Annotated in this window: 27 protein-coding genes and 3 riboswitches; of the genes, 21 read left to right on the top strand and 6 right to left on the bottom strand. The window is 38.5% G+C overall.

Going from position 1 to position 25,893, the window contains the following annotated elements; all coding sequences use genetic code 11:
- From LAV82_RS08495 to LAV82_RS08470, 6 genes are all read left to right on the top strand, one after another.
- Positions 1 to 1,122: a GerAB/ArcD/ProY family transporter gene (locus LAV82_RS08495; RefSeq protein WP_029325092.1), complete on the top strand. Its 1,122-nt coding sequence runs from the start codon at positions 1 to 3 to the stop codon at positions 1,120 to 1,122.
- Positions 1,123 to 1,192: 70 nt separating this feature from the next.
- A riboswitch (PreQ1 riboswitch) is annotated at positions 1,193 to 1,236 on the top strand.
- Positions 1,237 to 1,469: 233 nt separating this feature from the next.
- Positions 1,470 to 2,132 (top strand): 7-cyano-7-deazaguanine synthase QueC, encoded by a 663-nt coding sequence (gene queC / locus LAV82_RS08490; protein ID WP_013055982.1) that lies wholly within the window; start codon positions 1,470 to 1,472, stop codon positions 2,130 to 2,132.
- Positions 2,132 to 2,572, top strand: coding sequence for a 6-carboxytetrahydropterin synthase QueD (gene queD, locus LAV82_RS08485; RefSeq protein ID WP_013055983.1), 441 nt, complete (start codon positions 2,132 to 2,134; stop codon positions 2,570 to 2,572). Before queC ends, queD begins: the two co-directional genes overlap by 1 nt.
- On the top strand, positions 2,565 to 3,296 hold the full coding sequence (gene queE / locus LAV82_RS08480) for a 7-carboxy-7-deazaguanine synthase QueE (RefSeq protein WP_025749424.1): 732 nt from the start codon (positions 2,565 to 2,567) through the stop codon (positions 3,294 to 3,296). The genes queD and queE overlap by 8 nt, the downstream gene beginning before the upstream one ends.
- Before the next feature lie 98 nt (positions 3,297 to 3,394).
- Positions 3,395 to 3,892, top strand: coding sequence for a preQ(1) synthase (gene queF, locus LAV82_RS08475; RefSeq protein ID WP_013055985.1), 498 nt, complete (start codon positions 3,395 to 3,397; stop codon positions 3,890 to 3,892).
- A 68-nt stretch (positions 3,893 to 3,960) separates the two neighbouring features.
- Entirely contained in the window at positions 3,961 to 4,662 is a 702-nt protein-coding gene (locus LAV82_RS08470) for an NAD(P)H-binding protein (RefSeq protein ID WP_013055986.1), read from the top strand.
- A 33-nt stretch (positions 4,663 to 4,695) separates the two neighbouring features.
- Here the strand turns inward: LAV82_RS08470 and LAV82_RS08465 are convergent, their stop codons facing one another.
- Together LAV82_RS08465 and LAV82_RS08460 are read right to left on the bottom strand one after the other, a co-directional pair.
- Positions 4,696 to 4,923: a hypothetical protein gene (locus LAV82_RS08465; RefSeq protein ID WP_499715873.1), complete on the bottom strand. Its 228-nt coding sequence runs from the start codon at positions 4,921 to 4,923 to the stop codon at positions 4,696 to 4,698.
- A 316-nt stretch (positions 4,924 to 5,239) separates the two neighbouring features.
- Entirely contained in the window at positions 5,240 to 5,425 is a 186-nt protein-coding gene (locus tag LAV82_RS08460) for a YkvS family protein (protein WP_013055988.1), read from the bottom strand.
- Positions 5,426 to 5,732: 307 nt separating this feature from the next.
- On the opposite strand from LAV82_RS08460, the gene LAV82_RS08455 reads away from it, so the two are divergent.
- The 4 genes from LAV82_RS08455 to LAV82_RS08440 all read left to right on the top strand — a co-directional run bounded on the left by LAV82_RS08455 (position 5,733) and on the right by LAV82_RS08440 (position 8,278).
- The gene (locus tag LAV82_RS08455; RefSeq protein ID WP_499715872.1) at positions 5,733 to 6,578 is read left to right on the top strand and encodes a patatin-like phospholipase family protein; all 846 of its coding nucleotides are present in this window, start codon (positions 5,733 to 5,735) and stop codon (positions 6,576 to 6,578) included.
- A gap of 17 nt (positions 6,579 to 6,595) precedes the next feature.
- Positions 6,596 to 6,790: a protein YkzS gene (gene ykzS, locus LAV82_RS08450; RefSeq protein ID WP_013055990.1), complete on the top strand. Its 195-nt coding sequence runs from the start codon at positions 6,596 to 6,598 to the stop codon at positions 6,788 to 6,790.
- Positions 6,791 to 6,937: 147 nt separating this feature from the next.
- Positions 6,938 to 7,264, top strand: a complete 327-nt coding sequence (locus LAV82_RS08445) for a hypothetical protein (RefSeq protein WP_013055991.1) — start codon at positions 6,938 to 6,940, stop codon at positions 7,262 to 7,264.
- Between the two features lie 312 nt (positions 7,265 to 7,576).
- Entirely contained in the window at positions 7,577 to 8,278 is a 702-nt protein-coding gene (locus LAV82_RS08440; protein WP_053487018.1) for a cell wall hydrolase, read from the top strand.
- A 24-nt stretch (positions 8,279 to 8,302) separates the two neighbouring features.
- Here the strand turns inward: LAV82_RS08440 and LAV82_RS08435 are convergent, their stop codons facing one another.
- Positions 8,303 to 8,662: a YueI family protein gene (locus tag LAV82_RS08435; protein WP_014461047.1), complete on the bottom strand. Its 360-nt coding sequence runs from the start codon at positions 8,660 to 8,662 to the stop codon at positions 8,303 to 8,305.
- Positions 8,663 to 9,337: 675 nt separating this feature from the next.
- Here LAV82_RS08435 and ymaG point away from each other — a divergent pair.
- The 5 genes from ymaG to LAV82_RS08410 all read left to right on the top strand — a co-directional run bounded on the left by ymaG (position 9,338) and on the right by LAV82_RS08410 (position 12,456).
- Complete coding sequence (gene ymaG / locus LAV82_RS08430) at positions 9,338 to 9,655, top strand: inner spore coat protein YmaG (protein WP_499715871.1); 318 nt, start codon at positions 9,338 to 9,340, stop codon at positions 9,653 to 9,655.
- Between the two features lie 230 nt (positions 9,656 to 9,885).
- The gene (locus tag LAV82_RS08425) at positions 9,886 to 11,184 is read left to right on the top strand and encodes an NCS2 family permease (protein WP_013055996.1); all 1,299 of its coding nucleotides are present in this window, start codon (positions 9,886 to 9,888) and stop codon (positions 11,182 to 11,184) included.
- 174 nt (positions 11,185 to 11,358) lie between these two features.
- Positions 11,359 to 11,733: a cbb3-type cytochrome c oxidase subunit I gene (locus LAV82_RS08420; protein ID WP_029325096.1), complete on the top strand. Its 375-nt coding sequence runs from the start codon at positions 11,359 to 11,361 to the stop codon at positions 11,731 to 11,733.
- A gap of 204 nt (positions 11,734 to 11,937) precedes the next feature.
- Complete coding sequence (locus LAV82_RS08415) at positions 11,938 to 12,201, top strand: hypothetical protein (RefSeq protein WP_013055998.1); 264 nt, start codon at positions 11,938 to 11,940, stop codon at positions 12,199 to 12,201.
- A gap of 48 nt (positions 12,202 to 12,249) precedes the next feature.
- Positions 12,250 to 12,456, top strand: coding sequence for a hypothetical protein (locus tag LAV82_RS08410; RefSeq protein ID WP_013055999.1), 207 nt, complete (start codon positions 12,250 to 12,252; stop codon positions 12,454 to 12,456).
- 57 nt (positions 12,457 to 12,513) lie between these two features.
- On the opposite strand, the gene LAV82_RS08405 is transcribed toward LAV82_RS08410, so the two are convergent.
- From LAV82_RS08405 to LAV82_RS08395, 3 genes are all read right to left on the bottom strand, one after another.
- Positions 12,514 to 13,311, bottom strand: a complete 798-nt coding sequence (locus LAV82_RS08405; RefSeq protein ID WP_029325097.1) for a Cof-type HAD-IIB family hydrolase — start codon at positions 13,309 to 13,311, stop codon at positions 12,514 to 12,516.
- Between the two features lie 379 nt (positions 13,312 to 13,690).
- The gene (gene metH / locus LAV82_RS08400) at positions 13,691 to 17,134 is read right to left on the bottom strand and encodes a methionine synthase (RefSeq protein ID WP_097824007.1); all 3,444 of its coding nucleotides are present in this window, start codon (positions 17,132 to 17,134) and stop codon (positions 13,691 to 13,693) included.
- The gene (locus tag LAV82_RS08395; RefSeq protein WP_499715870.1) at positions 17,135 to 18,973 is read right to left on the bottom strand and encodes a bifunctional homocysteine S-methyltransferase/methylenetetrahydrofolate reductase; all 1,839 of its coding nucleotides are present in this window, start codon (positions 18,971 to 18,973) and stop codon (positions 17,135 to 17,137) included.
- A gap of 107 nt (positions 18,974 to 19,080) precedes the next feature.
- Positions 19,081 to 19,187: riboswitch (SAM riboswitch) on the bottom strand.
- A 344-nt stretch (positions 19,188 to 19,531) separates the two neighbouring features.
- Between LAV82_RS08395 and LAV82_RS08390 the strand changes: the two genes are divergently transcribed.
- The 6 genes from LAV82_RS08390 (at position 19,532) to glcT (ending at position 25,823) form a co-directional block, all read left to right on the top strand.
- A complete protein-coding gene (locus tag LAV82_RS08390) occupies positions 19,532 to 20,566 on the top strand; it encodes a YkvI family membrane protein (RefSeq protein WP_244856592.1) in 1,035 nt (344 codons plus the stop codon).
- A 107-nt stretch (positions 20,567 to 20,673) separates the two neighbouring features.
- A riboswitch (FMN riboswitch) is annotated at positions 20,674 to 20,824 on the top strand.
- Positions 20,825 to 21,102: 278 nt separating this feature from the next.
- On the top strand, positions 21,103 to 21,762 hold the full coding sequence (gene ribE, locus LAV82_RS08385; RefSeq protein ID WP_013056005.1) for a riboflavin synthase: 660 nt from the start codon (positions 21,103 to 21,105) through the stop codon (positions 21,760 to 21,762).
- Between the two features lie 16 nt (positions 21,763 to 21,778).
- Complete coding sequence (locus LAV82_RS08380) at positions 21,779 to 22,972, top strand: bifunctional 3,4-dihydroxy-2-butanone-4-phosphate synthase/GTP cyclohydrolase II (RefSeq protein WP_211078257.1); 1,194 nt, start codon at positions 21,779 to 21,781, stop codon at positions 22,970 to 22,972.
- Between the two features lie 91 nt (positions 22,973 to 23,063).
- The gene (gene ribH, locus LAV82_RS08375) at positions 23,064 to 23,534 is read left to right on the top strand and encodes a 6,7-dimethyl-8-ribityllumazine synthase (RefSeq protein WP_013056007.1); all 471 of its coding nucleotides are present in this window, start codon (positions 23,064 to 23,066) and stop codon (positions 23,532 to 23,534) included.
- A gap of 436 nt (positions 23,535 to 23,970) precedes the next feature.
- Entirely contained in the window at positions 23,971 to 24,843 is an 873-nt protein-coding gene (locus tag LAV82_RS08370; protein WP_013056008.1) for a hypothetical protein, read from the top strand.
- A gap of 131 nt (positions 24,844 to 24,974) precedes the next feature.
- Positions 24,975 to 25,823 carry a glucose PTS transporter transcription antiterminator GlcT gene (gene glcT / locus LAV82_RS08365; protein WP_013056009.1) on the top strand — a complete coding sequence of 283 codons (849 nt, stop codon included), beginning with the start codon at positions 24,975 to 24,977 and terminating at the stop codon, positions 25,821 to 25,823.
- The last annotated feature ends 70 nt before the right edge of the window (positions 25,824 to 25,893 follow it).

The following is a 25,893-nucleotide window of genomic DNA, read 5'->3' as shown; positions in this document are numbered from 1 at the left end:
ATGATGCAAATAAAAGAATTTATTAGTCCGAAACAATTTCTTTTTCTAATTTATGTTTTTTGTATCGGAAGCGCCATCTTGGCAGTTCCGGCTACATTATTAGAGACGAATAGACAAAATGCGTGGTTTTGCGGTGTGCTTGCTATTGGCTTTGCACTTTTAATCGTTGCGGTGCTTTTATGGCTGATTCAGCGTTACCCTCAGCAAACATTCATTCAAATAGCTAAAAAGGCGCTAGGTCGTTATGCCGGAACGTGTATTTCTCTTATTTACATTTTCTTTATGTTCATTCAATCTACGTTTTCGCTTCGAGACATCAGTACATTTATGACGACTCAAATTGTCCCTGAAACGCTGCCTACGTGGATTCATGCGCTTGTTCTTTTAGCTGTTATATACGGAGGGTATCTAGGTATTGAAGTGGTAGGGAGAACCGCGGAAATCTTTTTGCCGTGGATTGTGGTCCCCTTTTTATTGTTAATTGTTTTAAATATTCCTCAAATGAAAATTGATCGTCTTTATCCTTTTTTTGAATTCAGCATGGGTGATTTAGTATTAGGGACCACTTATTTTTTAGGAAACCCGTTTATGGAATTGGTTTTTATTCTAATGATTACGCCTCATGTAAAAGGTGGAAAAAAGGTAAAAAGAATGTTTGTTATCGGCACTGTCGCATCGGGCTTGACGATTACGATTGCAGTTGCGGCTTGTATATTAGCTCTTGGCGCTAATATTGCATCGATGCACAGCTACCCAGTTTATTTATTAGGAAAAATGATTTCGTTAGGTGCAACGATTCAGCATGTTGAAGTATTAGTAGCTATTATTTGGATGTTATCTATCTTTTTTAAAGTTGTCATTGTGTTCTATGCTATTCAGTTAAGTATCGTCCAACTGTGTAATTTACGGGTGCGCAATTTTTTAAGCTTTCCTTTAGGTCTAATTATTACAGGCGTGGCGTATTACATTATTCCCAATACAGCGTACTTCAATTATTTTGAAAAATATTACTGGCCGTTTTATTTATTTGTACTAAGCGTCTGTTTTCCGTTGTTATTTATTGCGCTTTCTTATATAAAGAAAAATAAGGCAGCTAAAGGCGATAGAAGCCAACAAACATAGCATTATTTATACGCATGTGGTATAATACGAGGACAATTCAAGAAGAAACTCCGTGCACGTTTGTATATGTACGGGAGAGGTTCGAAAACTCCCTCTATAAAAAACTAAGATCATCGTTGATGACAAAAGACACGGTTTTAGCGTGTCTTCTTTCACGTGCTTTTCTATCAACGCGTCTTTTTGACGTGTATGCTGGCGAGGACGTGTATCTTAGTTGCTTTTTAGGGAGATTGCTGGAAAAGAGCAGTCTCTTTTTTGTGTTATAAAATTAGTCACAAAGGGAACGAACGGTTCAATAAAGTTTCTTCTTCTTTTGATTTCAATCAAAAAGGAGACGAACAATAATGATGAAAAATGAAAAAGCTATTGTTGTATTTAGCGGAGGTCAAGATAGTACAACATGTCTATTTTGGGCTTTGAAAAACTTTAAAGAAGTAGAAACGGTTACTTTTCAATACGGTCAGCGTCATAGTCAAGAGATAGAGGTAGCAAAAGCTATCGCAGCTGATTTAGGTGTGAAGCATACCGTACTAGATATGTCACTTTTAAATCAATTAGCACCAAATGCCTTAACGCGAGATGATATTGAGATCGAGCAAAAAGAAGGAGAGTTGCCTACAACATTTGTGGACGGCCGCAATCTGTTATTTTTATCATTTGCAGCCGTACTGGCTAAAAACAGCGGAGGCCGTCATATCGTAACAGGCGTTTGTGAAACTGATTTTTCGGGATATCCAGACTGTCGAGATGTATTTGTAAAATCGTTAAACGTCACGCTTAATTTATCAATGGACTTTGAATTTGTGATTCATACGCCGCTTATGTGGATTGATAAAGCAGAAACGTGGGCGTTAGCGGATGAGCTAGGGGCGCTTGAGTATGTGCGTGAAAAAACATTAACATGCTACAACGGTATTGTTGCTGATGGATGCGGCGAATGTCCCGCATGTCAATTGCGAAAACGCGGGTTAGATCAATACATGCAAACAAAAGAAGGAGGAGAGGAATAATGCTGCAACAAATGTATCCTCAAGTATTTCATGACTATGAATATGAACTGAACAAAGATATGCAGTTTGCTGCGGCACACTTTGTTCCTCACACAGAAGCAGGAAAATGCCGTCAAGTTCATGGACATACGTATTTTGTAAACTTAACTGTTGCCGGAGATACATTAGACGAAGCGGGCTTTTTAGTAAACTTTGCGCTATTGAAAAAAATTGTTTCTGGTCAATTTGATCATACATTATTGAACGATCATTCTATCTTTAACGAAGAAAATCCAAATGATTTTCCTACAACTGAAGTTGTTGCTCGTAAAATTTATGAGTTGGTTCAAGAATATCTAGACACACTACCAAATAAGCCTTCTTGCGTACAAGTATTCGTGCGGGAAACGCCGACAAGTTACGTAGTTTACCGCCCAAAGAAGGTGAAAAAACGTGGCTAATACAATTCCAGTACTTGAAATATTCGGACCAACGATTCAAGGGGAAGGAATGGTTGTAGGACGTAAGACGATGTTTGTTCGTACCGCGGGCTGTGATTATTCCTGCAGCTGGTGTGATTCAGCTTTTACATGGGATGGATCTGCTAAAAACGATATTCGTCAGCTAACAGCAGAACAAATTTGGACGGAGCTAAAAGAAATTGGAGGAGAGTGCTTTGATCACGTCACCATTTCTGGAGGAAACCCTGCGCTTATCAAGGCGATTGGTTCACTTGTAGAGCTTTTGCACAGTCATGGGGTAAAAGCAGCTCTTGAAACACAGGGAAGCCGTTATCAGGATTGGTTCCTAAAAATCGATGATTTAACGATTTCTCCTAAGCCTCCAAGTTCATTAATGAAAACAAATTTCTCCGTATTAGACGATATTATAGAGACATTAATAAAGGAAAAACGCATGGCGCATATAAGCATAAAAGTCGTTGTATTTAATGATGAGGACTTTGAGTATGCAGCCTCTGTTCATGAACGTTATCCTGAGGTTCCATTTTTTGTTCAGGTAGGCAACGAGGACTTAACGACAATCGATAATGCGTCGTTAACACAAGAATTGCTTAAAAAGTATGAGTGGTTAATCGATAAGGCAGTGGCAGCTAAAAACATGAACGATGTAAGAGTTCTGCCGCAGGTTCACGCCCTTGTTTGGGGAAATAAACGAGGCGTGTAAGCGCATAGCAAAAAATTTACAAAGAAAAATAAAAACAGATATATACAAAATAAAAAAACGCTGTTAGAATGACAATCGTAGAAAGAGAGGAAATGCAAATGAGCGGTCGAAAAGATGAAGAATTAGAAGGTGTATCACTCCTTGGAAATCAAGGAACAAACTATTTGTTTGAATATTCACCAGAGATTCTAGAAGCATTTGATAACAAACATCCAAATCGTGATTATTTTGTGAAATTCAACTGTCCAGAATTTACGAGCTTATGTCCAAAAACAGGTCAGCCGGATTTCGCAACCATTTATATTAGTTACATTCCAGATGAAAAAATGGTGGAAAGCAAGTCGTTAAAGCTTTATTTGTTCAGCTTCCGTAACCATGGAGATTTCCATGAAGACTGTATGAACATTATTATGAATGACTTAATTAAACTGATGAATCCAAGATATATTGAAGTATGGGGAAAATTCACACCACGCGGCGGAATTTCAATTGATCCATATACAAACTATGGCCGTCCCGGTACGAAGTATGAAGAAATGGCTAATTATCGCCTGATGAATCATGATTTATACCCAGAAACAATTGATAATCGTTAATTCGAACAAACAGGTTGTGTATGCAACCTGTTTTCCATTGCAAAAACAACAGGTGAGAAGGTGAAAGAATGTCACAGAGATCAGCATTAGTATTAGGTGCAAGCGGACTTGTTGGTCAAGAACTTTTAAAAATGTTATTAAGCAACAGCTTATATAACCATGTGACAGTGTTTGTTCGAAAAAAGCTACCAATCGAACACACAAAGCTACGTCAGCTTGAAATTGATTTTTCAGAGCTTGATAAGCACGAAGAATGCTTTGCAGTTGATGATGTATATTGCTGTTTAGGCACGACAATGAAAAAAGCAAAAACAAAAGCGAAATTCATTAAAGTGGACTACGAATTTCCTTTAAAAGCGGCTAAATGTGCAGAAAAATATCGCTGCAAAAACTTTTTAACGATTACAGCAATTGGTGCTGATCTTCGTTCGCCATTCTTTTACAGTAAAGTAAAGGGGCAAGTAGAAGAAGATATCGCAAGCTTGTATATCCGTTCTACTCACTTTTTCCGCCCATCGTTATTATTAGGAAAGCGCCAAGAGTTTCGCCTATTTGAAAAGATTGGGGGATACACGTTAAAGTCGTGTTCATTTTGCCTTGTAGGAAAGTGGAGAAAGTATCGTCCAATTAAAGCGTATAACGTAGCCAAATCGATGATGAAAGCTGCCCTTGAAGATAAATGTGGCGTTCATGTACATGAAAGCCAAGACATTTATACAGGTGAATGCTATTATTCGTTTACCAACGGTAAGCGAGTATTATCAAAATAAAGAAAAGCCTCTTCATAAGAAGGGGCTTTTTTTCTATCTTCCGTCACCATCCACATCTCCACCGCTATCTCCATCGCCATCATGATCGTGGTTAGAAGCAGATTCACTCCAGCTTGTGTAGGAGTTAGAATCTTCTTCGGCATAATTCATGGGTTCAACGGATGTTTTTTTATTTGAAGTTTGTTTGCGTTTAAAAACGAACTGCACGATGAAAAAAAGAATGACAATAAGAGCAACGATAAACAATACAGTATCAAACATGCTAGTAATTCCTTTCGGTAAGAAGATAGTAGTAGCTTGTTCTTATTGTCACACGAAAATAAGCCCCTTTCAAGAAAAAATGGGGCCTGTTTTTGTTTCTTTAAGGAAACTTTTTTTATCTTAACCATATATTATTGTATAAAGAAACATTTTAGAAAAGAGGGAGTACAGTGAAAAAAAGTTCGAAGGATGTTAAGGTGCAACAGTATATTTACCTTATGTATAAGCTGGGGATTATTACAGAAGAACAAAAGAATCAATTCTTTCAAAATCAATAAAAAAGCAACCGCTTTTGCTTTCCGGCTGCTTTTTTCCTTTACATAGCTGGATTAATGATGGTGTAGTTTTTGTGGTTGACAACAGTTCGCTGTTCTAAGTCTAAATCGCGGTAGTTTGTCATGTAAGTCAAATCTACAATCACGGAGTTTTCATTTACTTTTTCGACAATGCCCTGTAAGCCATTTTTAAATTCTATCAAGTTTCCTACCTCTGCTATTTTCATGATTCATCGCTCCTTTGTTTTAAATTAGTTCATTATAAATTTTTTAAATAATTTTAATTTTAAAAATAGTAAAACTAGTTAGCGTTTTCTTTTTTACAATTTTGCCTTAAAACTGGGAATTAGTAAAGGGTTTTTTGAAAAAATATAAAATAAAATTGAAAAAATAAGTAAAATGTGCTGAGAAATAAAAGGAATTGGTAGCTTTAACGAAAGAGAGAAGCAGGACAGTTCCATCTTTGTTCATCTTTCGTTATAATAAACGAAGTATAATCTTGTCATAAATTATAAGAATTAGAAGGTGTAGAAATTGAAAGATACTGGACTCGTGCTCGAAGGAGGCGGTATGAGAGGCCTTTATACAACTGGAGTTTTAGATTACTTTATGGAAAGAAATCTGTATCTTCCGTATGTAATTGGCGTTTCAGCCGGCGCTTGTCATGCCACTTCTTATTTATCTAGACAAATAGGAAGAAGTCGCAAAGCTAATTTAGATTTTTTAGAGGATCCTCGCTACTTGTCGTGGAAAAATTATTTTAAAACAAAAGAGATATTTGGAATGGATTTCGTTTTTGATGAAATTCCTAATCAGCTTCTTCCATTTGACTTTGAGGCATTTGCTGAGCGTACAGAGAAGCTTGTAGTAGGAGCAACGGACTGCGTGACGGGAGAACCCGTTTATTTTGATGAGTATGACCGGGACATTTTGACAGCGGTTCGCGCTTCTAGTTCCCTTCCATTTTTAGCACCTGTCGTTACATATAAAGGAAAAGAGCTGTTAGACGGAGGAATCAGTGATCCGATTCCAATCAAAAAAGCAGTGCAGGATGGATATAGAAAAAATATTGTTGTGCTAACGCGAAACGAAGGATATCGAAAAAAGAAATCAAATATGCTTTGGTTATTGAAGCGCAAATACCGTAATTATGATGGGCTGACTCGTGCGCTTGAGAACCGCTATAAATTGTATAATGAAACATTGTCATATATTGAAGAACAGGAAAGACAGGGGAATATCTTTGTGATTCGTCCGCAAACCCCTCTTGTAGTAGGGCGAATTGAGAAGAATCGTGAGCGTCTCGACGCTCTTTACAACCAAGGATATAAAGAAGCAGAAGCTCAATTTGCATCTCTGCAAAATTGGCTGAACAGTTAAAAGCGAGGTGAAACTGAATGGATGAACAAACAGCAATAAACATGTTGAATGAGTTAAGTGAAGGAAAAGTAACCGAAATTAAAGTTAAAAAAGAAGACTTTCTTGCTTTTCGCCCTTTTTTAGTAAATCGCCCTGATTTCAAACATTTTCGTGGAATAGCTGGACGCGGTGGAGATTTCACCTATACGTATCTAGAAATTCCTAGGAGCTAAACGAAATGATGGCATTATTTGATTATGCCTTATATAATGGATGTATGAGCCTGTACAGTAGAGAATATACTGTTACAAGTGCTTGTGCGTTTATTTAGTAACGTACGGTAAGAGCGAATAAACGTGTTTAGTTATAGGAGGGATATTATGGATGAGTTTCGAAAAAGTACAGCACCTTTTTATTTTGCAGATCATATATGGAAAGATAAAAATGGAATGACGACTTATGGGATGCTGTTAACGAACCGGCCCGAAGATGACGGGGACTATGACCTCCATTCGTTATTAGAAGAAGCATATGTAGATCATAAAAAAATTCTAATTACTACTGTTTACGACAACAGTGAACAGCAGTTGAGCGGATACGTGATACATTTATCAGATGATCAAGACGTCTTTACGTTTATGGATGATACGGGTGCTAAGCTAGTGATTGATTTCTATGATGTTGTAGAAATTGAGATCGAAGATTAAAAAGAGCTGAATGTTGATTACAACATTCAGCTTTTTTGTGTAAAAGTAGATGAATTTAAATGTTTATCATAAGAATTATAAGGGAAAAACAAATGAAGAAATTTCTGATTAAACTGAAATAAAGCGGGAAAATATACCTGCATTTTAGAAAAATTACCGTGATTATGACAAAAAACAAGGTACAATGTCATAATTGTGTTTCGAACGTAATTTTGTTCATCAAACTTAAAGAAATGTAACTGAATCGTTCTGTGAAACCCCTATATAGCTATGATAGAGTAATACCATACGAAATTTCAGGAGGTATTACCTATGAAACATAGTTATATGAAATCAATGGTAGTAGCTTGTTTAGCTACTCTTTCATTTATAGGTTTTAATGCAACAGCTACGGCTGCAACTAATTATAAAGTAGTCAAAGGCGATAGTCTTTGGAAGTTAGGTAAAAGATATAGTGTAACAATTGACGATATTAAAAAAATAAACAATCGTCAAGGAGATATGATTTATATTGGTGAAACATTAGCGATTCCGAGTGAGACAAAAGTGCTGGCTGCTGAAACAACGGAACCTTCAACGGCAGCACCGGCTAATACGGTTAAGCCAGAAGCAAAACCCGCAGAGCAGGAAACACCTGCAGTTTCGATCTCTGCAAGTGAAAAAGATTTATTAGCTCGCTTAGTAGAAGCTGAAGCAAAAGGCGAATCATATGAAGGAAAAGTAGGGGTAGCAACAGTGGTGTTAAACCGTGTAGATTCTCCGAAGTTTCCAGATACGGTAACAGGAGTTATTAAACAAGTTGTCGGAAAAGCATACGCTTTTTCACCGGTCCAAAACGGATCAATTAACAAACCTGCTTCAGAAGATTCGAAAAAAGCAGTAGAGCAAGCATTGACTAGAAAAGATCGTTTAGACGATTCCATTTACTTTTATAATCCAAAAACAGCTACCGATAACTGGATTCGTTCACGTGCTGTAATTAAAACAATTGATCATCATGTATTTGCCAAATAAAAAAGAGCCGTTCTGGCTCTTTTTTTAGTCTAAAAAGATATCTCGTTCCAAACTGCCTTCAGAACCTGTTAAAACCAGACCAATATCGGTATCAGCTTCTAAGTTCTGAACGATAGTAAAAGGCACTTTATGTTGGTTAGCCGCTTGAATATAGGGGGAGAGGTATGAATAAGACAAGGAGCCATTTAAAAACAAATGACCGTCTTTCACTTTTTTTAAAAGAGGCTTTATTTTTGCTGCATCCTTTTTCATGACTTGCCCTTTTTTTAGCGCAATTTCAATATTTTCACGTAGAGCAGTTAGGAAATATCTTCTTTCGTCTCTTTTTGTTTCCTTTGCTCCGTACATTCCTCGTTCTAAGTATTCTTCTAGTTGATCAGACATTGCGTCACTTCCTTTCGTTATAAACTATAAACGATTATGGCTATAAGTAAAAGGCTTAGGAAAAAAGGAAAATCACTGTGCTATATCACCTGTTTTTTTGCTGAGTACAAAGAAAAACAAAAAATGTGTTGAAATTTAGCCTGAAATATTGTTTAATGTAAATAGATAGAAAATCACATCGGTTTTTTATTAAAGGTTTGTAAGCGATTACAGATATACATACATAGCAGCGTTTGGGGAGACGCTCCTATGATTTTATGTTCAAAGCGCATTGTATAAAAAGGGGATTATATAGCTTTAGGGCATATACGGTCAAGCAAAGGGTCAGATAAATTAATAAAAAATCGCTATGTATTTTCATAAGAAGAACGGTCAACATTTTTGTTGAGCGTTCTTTTTATGCGTTCATATTATGTTTATTCCTCATTGCAGCAGGTGCTGAAAATTGTAAAGGTGCATTTCTCGTTTCATCTCTCTTATTTTACATAAGTTACATGTAGTATGTTTCAAAGCCTTAAAAAATATATGTTTGTACGCTTGTTTAATCCTAATGAGGTGGTAGAAAAGGAATATTTTTTAAGAAATCACAAAAAAAGAGGCGATTGCCTATGCAAGAAGTAGGTGAATAACATATGTAATAAAGAGAATGAAATATAATTTGAGGAGGCATGTATCATGCAAGAATTTGATATTAATGACATAAGAAGACCATTCGGTGGTTTTGGAGGATTTGGAGGCTTTGGTCGCCCAGGTTTTGGTTTCGGTCGCCCAGGTTTTGGTTTCGGTCGCCCAGGTTTTGGTTTCGGTCGTCCTGGTTTTGGCTTCGGCCGTCCGGGGTTCGGCTTTGGCTTTGGTCGCCCTTGGGGTTGGGGCTTTGGAGCTCCATTTCTTGGAGGATTAGTTCTTGGAAGTGCACTAGGAGGTCCAGGTTATTACGGTTATCCACCACCATATTATCCGCCGTACCCACCATATTATCCTTATTATTATTAAAACAGTGAGCGCTGATAAAGCGCTCTTTTATTATGTCCAGTCCAAGGTATATATAGAATGAATGCAAGACGTTACGTTTAGAAAATGATAACAGTTTTAAATAAGGAATGAACGCTTAAGCTAAAGGAGACAAGTTTTCCTTGCAACAATTGTTGATTTTGCTATAATAACTTCGGTGGCATTTTTGGTCACTGGGTGGGCGAGGGATAGATGAAAAGAAGGAAATTAGATTGAACGCATTATTTGAAAAGTTGTTTCGTTTAAACGACCACCAAACAACTGTCGGAAAAGAAAGCTTAGCTGGGGTCATTTCATTTCTTTCCATCGTGTATATTATTGCTGTTAATTCAACCATTTTGTCTGATGCCGGTATTCCGCTTGAAGCAGGAATATTCGCAACAGTAGCTTCGGCTTTTGTAGGCTGTGTTATTATGGCTTTTTGGGCAAATGCGCCTCTCATCCTGGTGCCAGGTATGGGGATTAATGCATTGTTTACGTATACGATGGTTCAATCAATGGGGTTATCTTGGCAAGAAGGGTTATTAGCAGTAGTGATATCCGGCTTTCTTTTTATAGCATTAGCTTTTTCACGACTGTCTGCCAAAATTGTCTCTTCGATTCCGCATTCGCTAAAAGAAGCGATAACAGTCGGTGTTGGCTTATTTTTAACATTTATCGGTTTGCAAAAAGGGAAGCTTGTAGTTCCAAGCGAAAACACTTTTGTAGCACTTGGAGACTTGTCAGATCCGTTTGTGATCAGTACGCTGTTGACGTTAATTATCACAATCGTACTGTTTATCCGAAATGTGAAAGGTAACTTTTTGTTAAGCATGATTGCTGGATCAGTCCTTGCCTTCTTACTTGGTGTAAGAAGCGGTGCAGAAAAAGGACAGTCGGCTGGGAGCGTGAACGACTTCTTTAGCAGCTTTGGCACATTGTCTTTTGGAGCTATTGGAGACGTTGCGTTTTGGGCAGCTGTCTTTTCATTAACAATGGTATTGATTTTTGAAAATATCGGTTTGCTGCATGGTCAGCTAGGTATGATGAATCAAGATAGCAAATTTCCGCGGGCCTTTCAAGCAACAGCCGCCTCAGCTTTGCTAAGCGGCGTGTTTGGAACAAGTCCAACGGTGTCTTCTGTAGAAGGAGCATCTGGTATTGCAGCTGGAGGGCGAACGGGTTTAACATCGCTGATTACAGGAGTTTTATTTTTAAGTTCACTTCTGTTTATTCCATTTATCAAGCTGGTTCCAGATAGTGCTATTGCACCTATTCTTATTGTTATTGGAGCATTGATGATTCAAAATATCAAAAACATCAATTTACAGGACTTAACAGAAGGTTTCCCTGCATTTTTAATTATTGCGCTTATTCCTCTCACGTACAGCATTGCTGATGGAATTGCATTTGGGTTCATTGCGTATCCACTGCTTAAATTATTCCTTGGTAAAATGCGTGAAGTATCGATGTTTATGTATGTAAGCGCGCTGTTGTTTTTCTTGAATTTTGTGCTGCATTATATTGCTTAAAATAGACAGCTGAGTACTTTTGCTCAGCTGTTTTTTGTGTTTGCGGTAAAGAATCCTCTTTTTAGATATCATACTCCGTATTTCGTGTCCTTTGGCTAATCTGCCGCTTCTAAAATGACGTTTCCTGCGTAAAGTAGTACAGAAGTCGGAGGGGGATATAAGGGGGAGAAAACGATGGGAATTAAATTAATTAAAATATCAGCCGTTTATTTTGGAATTGGCATCATATTGGGGTATTATATGTCAATTGTTCACAGCTACGCTTTGACACCTGTTCACGTGCATATCAATTTATTAGGATGGACATCGCTTACGTTAGCGGGAATTATTTATTATTTGTTTCCTGCGTTTAGCGAAAGTAAATTAGCCAAACTGCACGTATGGTTGCATAATATAGGATTACCGGTCATGATGATTGGTTTATTTTTCATGATCGTACTAGAAAACCAAGCTTTTACACCCGTAGTGGCAGCAGGAGCAACACTTACGGCTATTGGCGTTTTAATTTTCGTATATCACATCCTTAAAAATTTGAAATCTGAACGATAAACGAAGAAGGTCGTTGACGATGGCTGCTAATTTCAAAAGGAAAAAGAACCAGCTATAGCGAATATACATGTAAACAAGGTGAAAGTGTGATTTACATAAAGATGTGCTAGGCATCTTTATAAGGAGGGGTAAGCTGCAGGGATTTCTAGCTCTTATAAAAGCCAATAAAAGGGCTGATTATAAGTTTCTTGCGGCGGAGATACTATGGGAGAACATCAACAATTAGTGCGTGTTAGGGAGCTAGCAAATGAAATTATTCGACTTCGTCTTCAAGACCGTACGACTTATGACGAATTAGAGTTGCAAAATAATGTAGAGTTGTTGTCTCGTTCTGTGGTTGACTTAGTAAACATTATGTTAGCCGAAGATGTGGATTCGTCTACGTCTTTAAAAGCTACAGCTTCTAAAATGAAAATGGTGTATAATAACATGCATCAAGCTGAGAAAAAAGATTATTTGCATTTCTAATTGCTAGGCTCCTTTTCGCCACAAACGAAATGGAGGTGTACGAGGCAGATGCTATCGTCACTAACGACTTCTGAAGCTATTGTAGCATCCGTTCTTGCACTGGTTGTCATTGCCGTTTCCATTATCTTTTTTGCCACTCTTATTATGGTTGTTGTTCGACGAGAAAGAATCAGCAGCTTGGTTAATCACGGAGAGCATGCAGATGGGAAGCAAAAAAGCTTAGGTGAATTTTTTCGTTCTTTACGAAAAAAATAACTACCGTTTTCTTATTAAATAGATAAAAGCGGTCAATTTAAACGTTGACCGCTTTTTTTAGGTTGTTTGCTTATTTTTTTCTAAAACAATACGCGCTGCTTCACTAACTGATGACACAATAGCAGAGGCGTGGCGCTGAACAGCTTCAGGAGCTGTAGCCATAGCGAAACTGTTCGGCGTTAATTGGAACATAGGAATATCATTAAATGAATCCCCTACACATGCAATTTCCTCTGGTTTTAGCTGAAGATGATTTAATAAAATTTCAATGGCATTTCCTTTGCTGATATGTTTAGGCATAATATCCAAACACTGCTTGGCAGAAATATATGTATCAATATAATCACCAAACTCTTCGTTCACTTCTTTTTGCAGAGCTACCATTTCATCATGATCTCCAAGAACCGTGATTTTAGATGGAGAAAGAGCGTGACCAAATGAATCTGTCATTTCAATTTGTTCTTCGATAGGGAAAAACATGTGAGTTTCAATTGCTTCAATAATTTCATTTCGCTGCTCTACATAATTGGTGTCGTTTGAACAGACAAGCGTAATACGGTTAGGATCTATCGTTTTTTTATAAAGTTGAACCGCTAAATCATCTTCAAACACTTTTCCATGAAGTTCTTGATTTTCTTTGGTCCACACAAATCCTCCGTTTTGGCTTATGCGATGAAATGTATTGTTAATATCAGTAGAAATTTTTAAAATTTCCGTATCCATTCGTCCAGAAGCAAGACAAACCTCTACTCCTTGGCGCTGAAGTTCACTAAGTGCGTCTGCATTATGCTGTTCTACGTATTTTTCTTCGTGTAAAAGAGTGCCATCTAAGTCGCTTACAAATAATTTGATCATTTCTTGAAAATTCCTTTCTCTGAAAAATTTGCTGTGATAAGAGTGTTACAAATTTATTACGTTCCTTATTCTATCAGTGTTTCCCAAGAAACTCATAAAAAAAGCTCAAACCGGGGGTGAATTCAAAGAGATTGAGACATAACTACATCAATTTTTCCCGCAGGAGTCTTCGCCTTGCCCTTCAATCAACAGCTAGAAACAGCTACATGAAATCTAGTTCACCATCATAATGAAAAAATCCGAATGGAGTTGATTCTCAGTCAAGAATCTGAATTCACCGTTCGGATCTTTCTTCAGCTAAAATACATTTGTCGCAGCTTTTTTTCAGATTTGTTCACTGTAAAAAAACAGCCGCGGTCTAAAAGACCGCGGCCATATTTTATAATACGTTAAAATATTTCGCTTCAGGATGTGCAAAAACAAGGGCTGTAACAGAAGCTTCTGGTTCCATCATGAAACCGTCTGTTAACTGAATGCCGATGTCTTCAGGTTTAAGTAATTTAAACAGTTTTGCTTGGTCCTCAAGGTCTGGACATGCAGGATATCCGAATGAAAAACGCTGACCTTGGTATTTGGCTGAAAAACGCTCCGCCATTGTAAAGTCAGGCGAATCGGGGAATCCCCAGCGGTCACGAATTTGCTGATGAACACGTTCCGCTAATCCTTCAGCTAGTTCAAGCGCAAGAGCTTGGAACACGTGACTCTTTAAAAACTCGCCGTTTTCTTTGAATTTCGCGGCGCGTTCGCGAATGCCTGTTCCTGCTGTTACAGAGAAGAAACATACATAGTCCATCTCTTTTTCTTTAGGCTTTGCAAAATCAGATAGGCACAGGAACTGTCCTTTTGCTTGTCGAGGGAAGGTAAAGCGTTCAATTTCTGTTTTTTCATCAGCAGGATCATAAATAATTAAATCATTTCCGTCTGCTTGAGCAGGGAAGAACTGATAAATAACCGCTGGCTTAATTAAGTTTTCTTTTAGTGCCAGTTCGAGCAGGTCATCAACGGTTTCTTTTAATTGAACAGCACGCTCGTCTTTTTCAGCAAGCAGCTTATTCACTTTTCCTTTTAGTCCTAAGTGATGGCCTAAAAGCATCTGCCAGTTAATATACGGAAGAACCTGTGCCAAATCGTAGTGTTTGACAACGTGCCGCTTTAAATCAGCCGGTACAAAAACAGGAGCGTCCGTTGAAATGGCTGATCTTTCTAAAACAGCCGTAGCTGCTTGAGCGGTTTGAGGCTGGCGTTCTCGAACCGTTACTTTCTTTTCTTGCCGCGTTTTTAAATCTGCTAAAAGCTGAATAACTTCTTCTTTGTTCTGCAGCTTATTTGCTAACGCTAATCCGTCCATCGCATCTTTGGCGTAGAGGACCGCACCTTCATATTCCGGAGCAATTTTAAAGTCAGTAAATTTACGGGAAAGGGCAGCGCCTCCTACCATAATTGGAACATCAATGCTTGATTGTGTTAAATCTTGGGCAGTCAAAACCATTTGCTGAGCTGACTTTACTAGAAGACCTGACAGGCCAATGATGTCTGGCTTTTCTTCTTTTACTGCTTCAATCAGCTGCTGCGGCGTTACTTTAATCCCTAAATCAATTACTTTAAAACCATTGTTGCTTAAAATGATGTCTACTAAGTTTTTACCGATATCATGCACGTCGCCTTTAACCGTTGCAAGAATAACTTTGCCTTTTCCAGAATCATTTTCAGTTGCTTCCATATGAGGTTCTAAAAAGGCAACGGATGCTTTCATCACTTCCGCACTTTGAAGCACTTCTGCTACAATCAGCTGGTTGTCATTAAACAAACGTCCAACTTCCGCCATCCCCTTCATAAGCGGTCCGTTAATAATATCTAACGGATCATCATATTGAGCTAAAGCCTGTTCTAAATCAGGAAGCAATCCTTCTTTTGTACCTTCGACAATATACATTGCCAATCGTTCCTCGAGTGTTAACGTAGAAATTTCTACTTTTGCTTCTTTCTTTTTATCACGATAAAAGTCGGTAAACGTGCTTAGCGTTTCATCAGTTGTGTTAAATAATAACGCATTAGCAAGCTCAATTTCAGCTTCTGGAATAGAAGCATAGCGCTCTAACTTTTCGGTATTAACAATGGCATAATCGAGTCCAGCCTGCGTACAGTGATAAAGGTAAACGGCATTTAGTACTTCACGTCCGACTGGAGGAAGACCGAATGACACGTTACTTACGCCAAGAATGGTCAGGCAATCAGGCAGGGCTTCTTTAATCATTTTAATTCCCTTAACTGTTTCCTCAGCAGAACCAATATATTGTTCATCACCAGTCCCTACAGGAAACACAAGAGGGTCAAAAATAATATCTTTTGGATTAAAGCCATGTTTTTCAACAAGCAAATCATGTGAGCGTTTAGCAATCTCTACTTTTCGTTCTGCAGTAACGGCCATGCCTGTTTCATCGATTGTACCGACAACCAGAGCTGCACCGAATTTTTTTACTAGCGGTAAGATTGCATCAAAACGCTCTTCACCATCTTCTAAGTTAATGGAGTTAATAATGACCTTACCTTGTGAGTACGTTAAAGCTTTTTCAATAACTTTCTCGTCCGTTGAATCGATTACAAGAGGAACCTTCACTTTTTTTACAACTTCTTGAATAAATTCCTCCATGTCTTCCATTTCTTCACGGTCTGGATCTGCTAAGCAAATATCAATAACGTGAGCACCATTTTTAACTTGAGCACGCGCAATTTCAGATGCTTCTTCAATTTTTCCTTCCGCAATCAGACGCTTGAACTTGCGAGAACCGATTACATTCGTACGTTCTCCCACAAAAAGAGGGCGCATAGAATCGTCATATACAAGTGGTTCAATACCGGTTACAGCATGGTTATGCTCGGAGCGATCAAGCGAACGAGGCGCAACCTCTTTTACCGCTTCAGCCAGTGCTTTAATATGAGCAGGCGTTGTACCACAGCATCCGCCTACAAAGTTCAGCCAGCCTTTATCAGCAAACCCTTTAATTTTTTGAGCAAGCAGCTCAGGGGATTCATGATAATTGCCTTCTTCATCCGGAAGTCCAGCGTTTGGATAACAGCTAACTGCTGAAGTGGCTAGGTCTGAAAGAGAGCGAATATGATCCGTCATAAATTCAGGGCCTGTCGCGCAGTTAAGTCCGACTGAAAGAGGCTTCATGTGTTCCAGTGATAAGTAAAAAGATTCGATATCTTGACCAGCGAGAGTTGTTCCCATAGGCTCAATTGTTCCTGAAATCATAATAGGAACTTCGGTTTTTAGTTTTTTAAACGCCGCTGTAATCCCTAGAAACGCGGCTTTTACGTTCAGCATGTCTTGACAGGTTTCGACTAAAAGTAAGTCAACGCCCCCGTCTAACAAACCCCGAGCTTGCTCTTCGTACGATTCTACTAACTCAGGGAATGTAATGCCTCCGGTAACAGAGAGAGTTTTAGTGGTAGGACCGATAGCTCCAGCTACGAACCTAGGCCATTCGGGAGTTGAATATTTATCGCGGGCTGCACAAGCAAGCTTCACAGCTTCGATATTCAATTCATACGCCAAGTGACCTAAATCGTATTCATCAAGTACGGTAGATGTTGAGCCAAACGTATTGGTTTCAATGATATCAGCACCTGCTGCAAAGTACTCTTCATGAATGCGCTGAATCACATGAGGCGCTGTTCGAGTCAAATATTCGTTACAGCCTTCATATTCTTCGCCGCCAAAATCTTCAGCGGTTAAATCAGCATCTTGAATCATCGTTCCCATTGCTCCATCGATGACGAGTATTCGCTTCTTTAGTTGTTGTTCGATAAGTGAGCTCATTTATATCTTCCTTTCTGATGTAACAAGTTGCTTGTCATGAATATAGCGTGTTAGAATTTCGGTCATTTCATAGCGCATAAACGGCGTAATTAAGTAAATACCGTCAAATAACTCATATGCTGTATCAATTAAGTTTTTTGCAATTGCAAGACCTTCGACTTCACCGCGAATCCGGTCATTTCCCGTTGCATCCATGCGTTCTAGAATATCTTCTGATAATTTAATTCCAGGTACTTCATGGTGAATAAATCGAGCATTTCTTGCGCTTGTTAACGGCATGATACCGATGTATACCGGTGTTGTTAAATGTTTGGTTGCTTCATATACCTCTTCAATTTGCTTAGTTGAATAGAGAGGCTGAGTAATGAAATAGTGAGCCCCGCAGTCGATTTTCTTTTCCAAACGCTGAACGGCTCGGTCTAAGTGACGCACGTTTGGGTTAAAGGCAGCTGCGATGGAAAAATTGGTTTTTTGACCAAGCGGTTTGCCGGAATAAGATAGTCCTTCATTAAACTGAGCGATTAAACTAATCAAGTCAAATGAAGATAAATCGTAGACCGAAGTGGCACCAGGGAAATCGCCAACTTTTGACGGATCACCGGTAATCGCAAGCACTTGATTCATTCCTAACGTATGAAGTCCCATTAAATGGGATTGAAGTCCAATTAAATTTCGGTCGCGACAGGTAATATGAATAAGCGGTCGTGCTTTTGTTTCTTGCTGCATCAGTGTTGCCATTGCCAAGTTGCTGATGCGAGGTGAGGCAAGAGAATTATCAGCTAATGTAATAGCATCTACGCCGACTTTATCAAGTGCTTTTGCGCCTTCTAAAAATTTCGTCGGACCAAGCTGTTTAGGCGGATCTAGCTCGACGATAACCGAGCGGCGCTTCTTCACAATCTCATGCATATGAGGTTTATCCTGCTGCTCACGCTCTTGAACCTTAACGGCTGGTCTCATTTTAACGACTTTGCTTGTAATCGGAGGCAGGTCTTTTAAGGCAGATGACATTGCGCGTACGTGAGCTGGTGTTGTACCGCAGCATCCTCCAATTAAGCGAACCCCTTGTTCGCGGAATAAACGCGCGCTTTCTACAAAGTAGTCTTCATTCGTTTCATATTCCAACTTTCCTTCCACATACGCCGGAAGGCTGGCATTAGGGTAAGCAGATAAGAAAGCACGATCAGGAAGCGGTACTTCTTCAAGAGACTGAATCATATGATAAGGACCTAAGCGGCAGTTTAGCCCGACAACATCTGCTCCCAACGCTTCTAATTCTTTTAATGCATCTGATAAAGGACGGCCATCTTGCAGCACGCCAATATCATGCAGGGAAACGTGGGTAATAATAGGCTTATCCGTTTCTTTTCTTGCCAGTGTAAGAACGGTCTTTAATTCTTCGAAATCATAGTATGTTTCAAATAAAAGGCCATCCACGCCTTCATTTAAAAGCCAAAACATTTGTTCACGAATGCTTCGCTTAACCTCTTCTAAACTAATAGCGTTTTTTTGGAAAGAACGAATTCCGCCGAGTGTACCAACCACGTAAGCCTGATCTTTTGCAGCTTGTTTCGCTAATTTTACACCAGCAACATTGATGTCTTTGACTGAATCTTCTAATCCATAACGGGCAAGTTTTTGATAATTAGCAGCGTAGGTATTTGTTTGAATAACGTTTGCACCAGCTTCTACATAGGCTCTGTGAATACGAGTGACCTCTTCTGGTTTGGTGATGTTTAGTTCTTCAAAACAGCTGTCAATACCGTGTGAGTAAAGGAGGGTACCAGTGGCACCATCCCCAATTAAAATTTTAGACTTTAAATCTTCAAGTAACCCCATGTCAAAACCTCCTTAAATTGTTCCGCTTCTATTTCACGAGTGATTCGTTTTATGCAATATGCCGATAAAATAGAAAAAGTCTTCTTAAGAAGAAGACTTTTTTCGCCTTCTTATCTTCCAAGCAATAAATTGCTTGCTGGATTTAGCACCATGTCTCTAACGACTGGTTGCTGAGGTTTCAAAGGGCCAGTCCCTCCACCTCTCATGATAAGAATCAATTGTATATAATTGAAACATATTTTTTTAAATAGAAAGAATACTTATTTAATAATTTATCTGATTTTTAGAAATTATACAACAGTAAATTGTGAATTTCCAGCAAATATTGAGGGAAATTTAAAAGCTAAAGGGAAAATATCCGTATATTTTGTTTGAAAATGACTGTTATGTTAAGGGTTAAGGAGTTTTTTGTGAGAAATACAAAAAGAAAATGAAAAATAAAAAACAAACGAAAAGGTACAAGCGCTGGGAGATGCGTAGATTTACACGTAAAAAGGCTCGTCTTTTTTTAAAAGTTCCTACATATAGTGAACTATGAAGGGTAGAAGGGTGATGGGCATGAAAAGGTGGAAACTCACGCTGCAGGTTGCTGCTACGTATGTAGGCACCGTTGTAGGAGCCGGTTTTGCAACAGGCAAGGAAATCGTTCAATTTTTTACACAGTACGGGGAACTTGGAATGGTTGGGATTTTGGTCAGCGGCTTGTTTTTTATTTGGCTAGGTTCGAAAATGATGCTGCTTTCGCACGCAATTGGGGCTTCTTCTTATCAGCAGCTTAATACATATTTATTTGGTGATGTGCTTGGAAAAGCGGTAAACGGTGTAATGATTGTCATTTTATTTGGAGTAACTTCAGTCATGCTAGCGAGTACGGGGGCAATAGGAAAAGAACAGTTCGGGCTGTGGCCTCCTGTTGGGATGATTTTTACAATTGTTTTAACTTATATATTTATCGCAAAAGGAATTAACGGTATTTTAATGGTTAATTCTCTTGTTGTGCCGATGATGCTTTCATTTGCTTTTATCATCTTTGTGCCAAATATCAGCTATTTCTCACTGATTCAAACGAAGCCGGATTTAACGCTCGTCACACAGTGGAAGTGGGCGGTTAGTCCCTTTTTATATATTTCCCTAAATCTAGCTTTGGCGCAAGCCGTTTTGGTTCCATTAGGAAGCTCGGTGAAAGATAGGAGCGTGATTAAAAAAGGGGCCGTAATAGGAGGATGTGTACTTACGTTTATGCTTGTTTCTACTCATCTTGCCCTTTCCAATTTGCCTTATTCATTTCAACTTGATATTCCGATGAGTGCCGTTGTTAAAAATATCTCAGCGTGGGTGAATGTTTTATTTACGGTAGTTGTGTTAGGCGAGATTTTTACTACATTGATTGGAAATGTATTTGGAGTCGCTAAGCAGCTTCAGTCATTTCTTCCCCTGAATGACAAACAAGCTTTTGCGTTTATTATCTTGGCTTGCTTTATTATTGGGCAATTCGGATATGCCCAGCTTCTTGAGTTTTTGTATCCGATATTTGGCTATATTGGACTAGCTTTTGTATGGATGCTATGTATTAAAAAAGAAAAAATAAGCTAAAAGCTGGATTTTAAAGAATAGATGTGAAAAAACGAAGTTAAATGATGTGACAAGTCGATTTTACTTTGCTATAATGTAAAACAAATAAGACTATAGCAGTCGAATATATTATCCTTCGGGGTCGGGTGTAAGTCCCAACCGGCGGTGATAAAGCGTATGCTTTTAAGCCCGTGACCCGTTTTCATACGATGTATGTTAGCGGTGGATCTAGTTAAAATCTAGAGCCGACAGTAAAAGTCTGGATGGGAGAAGGATCAGGAAGCACAGTTGTTTTTTTGTGTTGAATTAATAAGGGACACGCTTGCCTTTTTTAAAGCTACCCTTGTTTTTGTACACAAAATATAACTGTTTATTTCGTATACAATTAGCGGAATTTTGCATAGATAAAACTGATTCAGCTCAGCCGACCCCTTGGACATTTGTTCAAGGGGCTTTTTTATTTTCAGTGGTTGGGGGAAAGATAAATATGAAAAAAAAGCAGCTGCTATTTCAAAACGGTATAAGAAGTTGGAATAGCGCCAAAGCAGGTGAAGAAAATGTTCACAGGTATCATTGAAGAAATTGGAAAAATAAAACGTATTCAAAAGGCCACAGAAGCAATTGTTCTTACGATTGATGCGAAGACCGTGTTAGAAGATGTGAACTTAGGGGACAGTATTTCAGTTAACGGCGTTTGCTTAACCGTAACGGCTTACTCTCAAAATGAATTTACGGTCGATGTCATGCCGGAGACGATTAAAGCAAGTACCCTTCAGCTTCTAACCGTTGGATCACGTGTTAACTTAGAGCGGGCGATGGCTGCAAATGGCCGGTTTGGAGGGCATTTCGTTAGCGGACACGTTGATGGAATTGGAACCATTGTAAGCAAAACACGTAAAGGAAATGCCTTTTATTATGAAATTCAAGTCGATCCTGAACTTCGTGAATTTATGATGTTAAAAGGATCTGTTTCCGTAGACGGAACGAGTCTTACTATTTTTGATGTCAGCAACCAATCATTTACTATTTCTCTTATTCCTCATACGGTGCTTCACACAGTCGTTGGAGACAAACAGCGAGGAGACAAGGTGAATATTGAATGCGATATGTTAGCTAAGTATATGCATCAGATGATGACAAATAAGTCAACTCCTGGCGCCTCGAATCGTTCAGGTAACATGAAGGATTTATTACAGCAGCATGGTTTTACAAATTAACAGTGAGGTGAAAGAGATGTTTCATAAAGTAGAAGAAGCCATTGAAGAGTTAAAAAAGGGAAAAGTGGTTATTGTATGCGATGATGAAGATCGAGAAAACGAAGGAGATTTTATTGCATTAGCCGAAAAGACGACGCCTGAGGTTATTAACTTTATGGCTACTCATGGAAGAGGATTAATTTGTACACCTGTTAATGAAGAAATTGCGCATAAATTGAATCTTCACCCGATGGTAGCGAACAATACGGATGTACATGGAACAGCATTTACAGTAAGTATTGATCATATTTCAAGTACAACAGGTATCAGTGCATACGAACGCTCTGCTACGGTTATGGCTCTTGTAAATGAAGCGACGGTAGCAAGTGATTTTCAACGCCCAGGACATATTTTCCCATTGATTGCAAAAGACGGGGGCGTTCTGCAGCGTGCAGGTCATACAGAGGCTGCTGTTGATTTAGCAGTATTAGCAGGAGGAAAGCCTGCGGGTGTTATTTGTGAAATTATGAATGAAGATGGAACAATGGCACGTGTACCGGATTTAACAAAAATTGCAGAGCAATTTGATTTAAAAATGATTACAATAAAAGATTTGATTGCCTACCGCCGCAAACATGACCAGCTTATTAGCCGTGAAGTAGAAGTGAGCTTACCTACGGCATTTGGTGAGTTTAAAGCTGTAGGATATACAAATAAACTTGATAATAAAGAACATGTGGCTCTTATCAAAGGTGATATTGATCATAATAGCCCCGTTCTCGTTCGCGTTCACTCTGAGTGTTTGACTGGAGATGTGTTTGGTTCTGAACGCTGCGACTGCGGTCCTCAGCTTCACGCAGCTCTTACGCAAATTGAAGAAGAAGGACGCGGCATTCTGCTGTATATGCGTCAAGAGGGAAGAGGTATTGGCTTACTAAATAAGCTAAGAGCATATAAGCTGCAGGAAGAAGGATACGATACCGTAGAAGCGAATGAAAAACTCGGGTTTCCTGCAGATTTACGAGAGTATGGAATCGGTGCTCAAATCTTAAAAGACCTTGGAGTCAAACAAATGAAGCTTTTAACGAATAACCCTCGTAAAATTACTGGGCTAAAAGGCTACGACCTTGAAGTGATCGAGCGAGTGCCTCTTCAAATGCCGGCAGTGGATGCCAATAAAAAATACTTAGATACAAAAGCTAAAAAATTAGGTCATTTATTACATTTATAATTTTACACTTTTTTTCGTTATAACAAATGAAGCTAATTCATGAAAAGAAATGTAAATAACTATATATTAATACTAGCAGGAGGAACAAAAGATGAATCATTTATATGAAGGAAATTTAGTAGGCACAGGATTAAAAATCGGAATCGTGGTAGGGCGTTTTAATGAATTTATTACAGGCCGTTTACTTAGTGGAGCAGAAGATGCGCTCAAACGTCACGGCGTAGCTGATGAAGACGTAGACGTGGCTTGGGTACCGGGCGCTTATGAAATCCCATTAATCGCCAAAAAATTAGCTGAATCTAAAAAATATGATGCAGTGATTACGCTAGGAACCGTTATTCGAGGAGCTACTCCACACTTTGATTTTGTATGTAATGAAGTAGCAAAAGGCGTTGCATCTCAAAGCTTACAAACAGGCGTGCCAATTATCTTTGGTGTATTAACAACTGAAACAATTGAGCAAGCAATTGAACGTGCAGGAACAAAAGCAGGAAATAAAGGATGGGAAGCTGCAGCATCAGCTATCGAAATGGCTAACCTTTCAAAAATGATTGAAGGATAATAGATACCATTCCAGTTTTTATAAGCTGAAGAGTTAAAAGAGGCTGAAACAAAAGTATGTTAGTTGAAAGAAGATCCGAACGATGAATCGTTCGGATTTTTTTCATTGGCATGGTGAACGTAGGGTTCAGGTATGTAGTGGCATCTAATTAAAGGGTAAGGCAAAGACTTCTGCGGGAAAAGCGGAAGAAGTGTGACCCCGCAGAAGCGGAAGCGACGAGGGGGCTCAGCGGCCGCCCGCGGAAAGCGAAGCCTTGCACGGAAATCAACTACAGTGTAGAAAGCGATCCAAACTATCTCATGTATCCCGTTTGTTCGCCTTTAGATTGGATTAATGTAGTTATGTCTCAAGCTCTTTTGAATAGAAGCTAGCTATGTATAATTTGGCTAAAACGTCTTACTCTAAGTAATAATTAGGTCGTAAAAGGGAGACGTCTATGCCTCATTATACTGCTTTTTTTGCATTGATTATTATCAGCACAGCCGTTTTGCTTACAGTATTCATACGTAAAAAAGATAAAAAGCTAGTCGTTTTGCTTTTTTTTATCATTGGAATGGCTTATGTACTAGAGTATGTTGTATTTGTGTTGTTTGAAAGTTACGATTACGATCCTGATTTTATGACCAATGAATATTTTGATAATTTGTTTGGTTCCTTAACTTCTCAAGCGTTTGCTTTTCCAATCATGGCTATGGTGGTAGCTGCTTATCAATTAAAATTCCGCTATATTTTATTCATTTCAGCTATATTTATGGGGATTGAAGAATTATTTTTACACTGGGATATTTATACACATCACTGGTGGAAAACAATTTATACAGGCGTTTTAATGACCATAGGCTTTAGCATTTCAAAGATTTGGTATGTATGGCTAACAGAACGGTATATGACATTTGTGCATTACGCTACATTTTTTCTCGGGATGCTCGCCATTACTTCTACTATTATGTTTATGCTGTTAGCATATTTTCATAATAATTGGTTTTATACGGGATGGTTTGCGTCGGCTACTCATGATTCCGTAAATGCCACGATGATTTACGTTTGTATTGTTACGATTCTCCTCGTTTGGAGTGTAGCCAAAGAATTTTTTGTTGGAGCTGGAATGATTATAGCGGGGCTGCGTATAGTAGATATTTTGCTGATTCACTATGGGGTTTTGCTGGTATCTATTACCACTTCACTTGTTCTTTTTACACTTTTACAAGCGGGTGCATTCATTCTGAGCGTTATGCTTCAAAACTTTATTATGAAAAATTGTTATGGGACGAGCAAAAAAGACGTTGCGTTTCCAGCGAAGAACTACTAAGATAATACGTAACTCAAATAGTTTAGTTCAATAATATTTGAAACAAAGAAAAATGAATTGACGGTTATGCGTATTATTTGTAAGATAGGAAAGCAAATAATAGAAAGCCGAAACAGGGGAGTGAAGGATTCGTGAAAGAGTCCTTTTTTGTAGAAAAGGTACTTAATAATAATGTATTAATTGCTAAACACCTTACCTATGATGAAGTTGTGCTAATTGGGAAAGGAATAGGGTTCAATAAGAAAAAAGGCGATGAAATCGATGCAAAAGCCGTCGAGAAAATGTTTTTGTTAAAGAGTGAAGAAGAGCAAGAACAGTACAAGCAGCTTTTAGCTCAGGTAGATGAAGACGTGATTGAAATGATGAATGATATTGTAACGCACATTCAAAAGCGTGTTAACATTCCTTTGAATGAACATATACACATTTCATTGACGGATCATATCGCGTTTGCGATAAAACGTTTTCAGCAGGGAATGGGGCTTAAAAATCCATTTTTACTTGAAACAAAAGCTTTATATCCAGAGGAATATACGATCGCATCTGAAGTGGTAGAAATTATTAGTCGCAAAATAGGCGTGCAGCTTCCGGTAGGAGAGATTGGTTTTATTGCGCTTCATATCCATAGTGCGCTGACGGAAAAAAACCTGCTGGAAGTGAATCAAGACTCGCAGCTTATTCAAACGATTATTAATGTGATTGAAGAATCGCTTCATCTGCAGGTAGACAAAGAATCTGTGCACTATATGAGATTGATTCGTCATTTGCATTTTGCTATTGATCGAGTAAAAACAGGAGAAAAAATAGAAGAGCCAAAAAAAATTGCTTTGCTATTGAAAGAAGAATATCCCCTGTGTTACAATGTGTCTTGGAAAGTGATAAAAGTAATGCAGCAAGCGTTACATTTACCTGTATATGAAGCAGAAGCAGTTTACTTAACGATGCATCTGCAGCGACTTATAACAAAAACGGATTTATAAAATCATTTCAATACGTGTTACTGATACGATCAGGCATGAGTGAGAAATGAAGCGATGTGTAATTGGATGA

It is taken from the genome of Bacillus sp. ILBB4, from assembly GCF_035064545.1.
Lineage (GTDB): Bacteria > Bacillota > Bacilli > Bacillales > Bacillaceae_H > Priestia.
The sequence above is the reverse complement of the archived record's forward strand: the minus strand, read 5'-3'. Positions and strand labels throughout refer to the sequence as shown.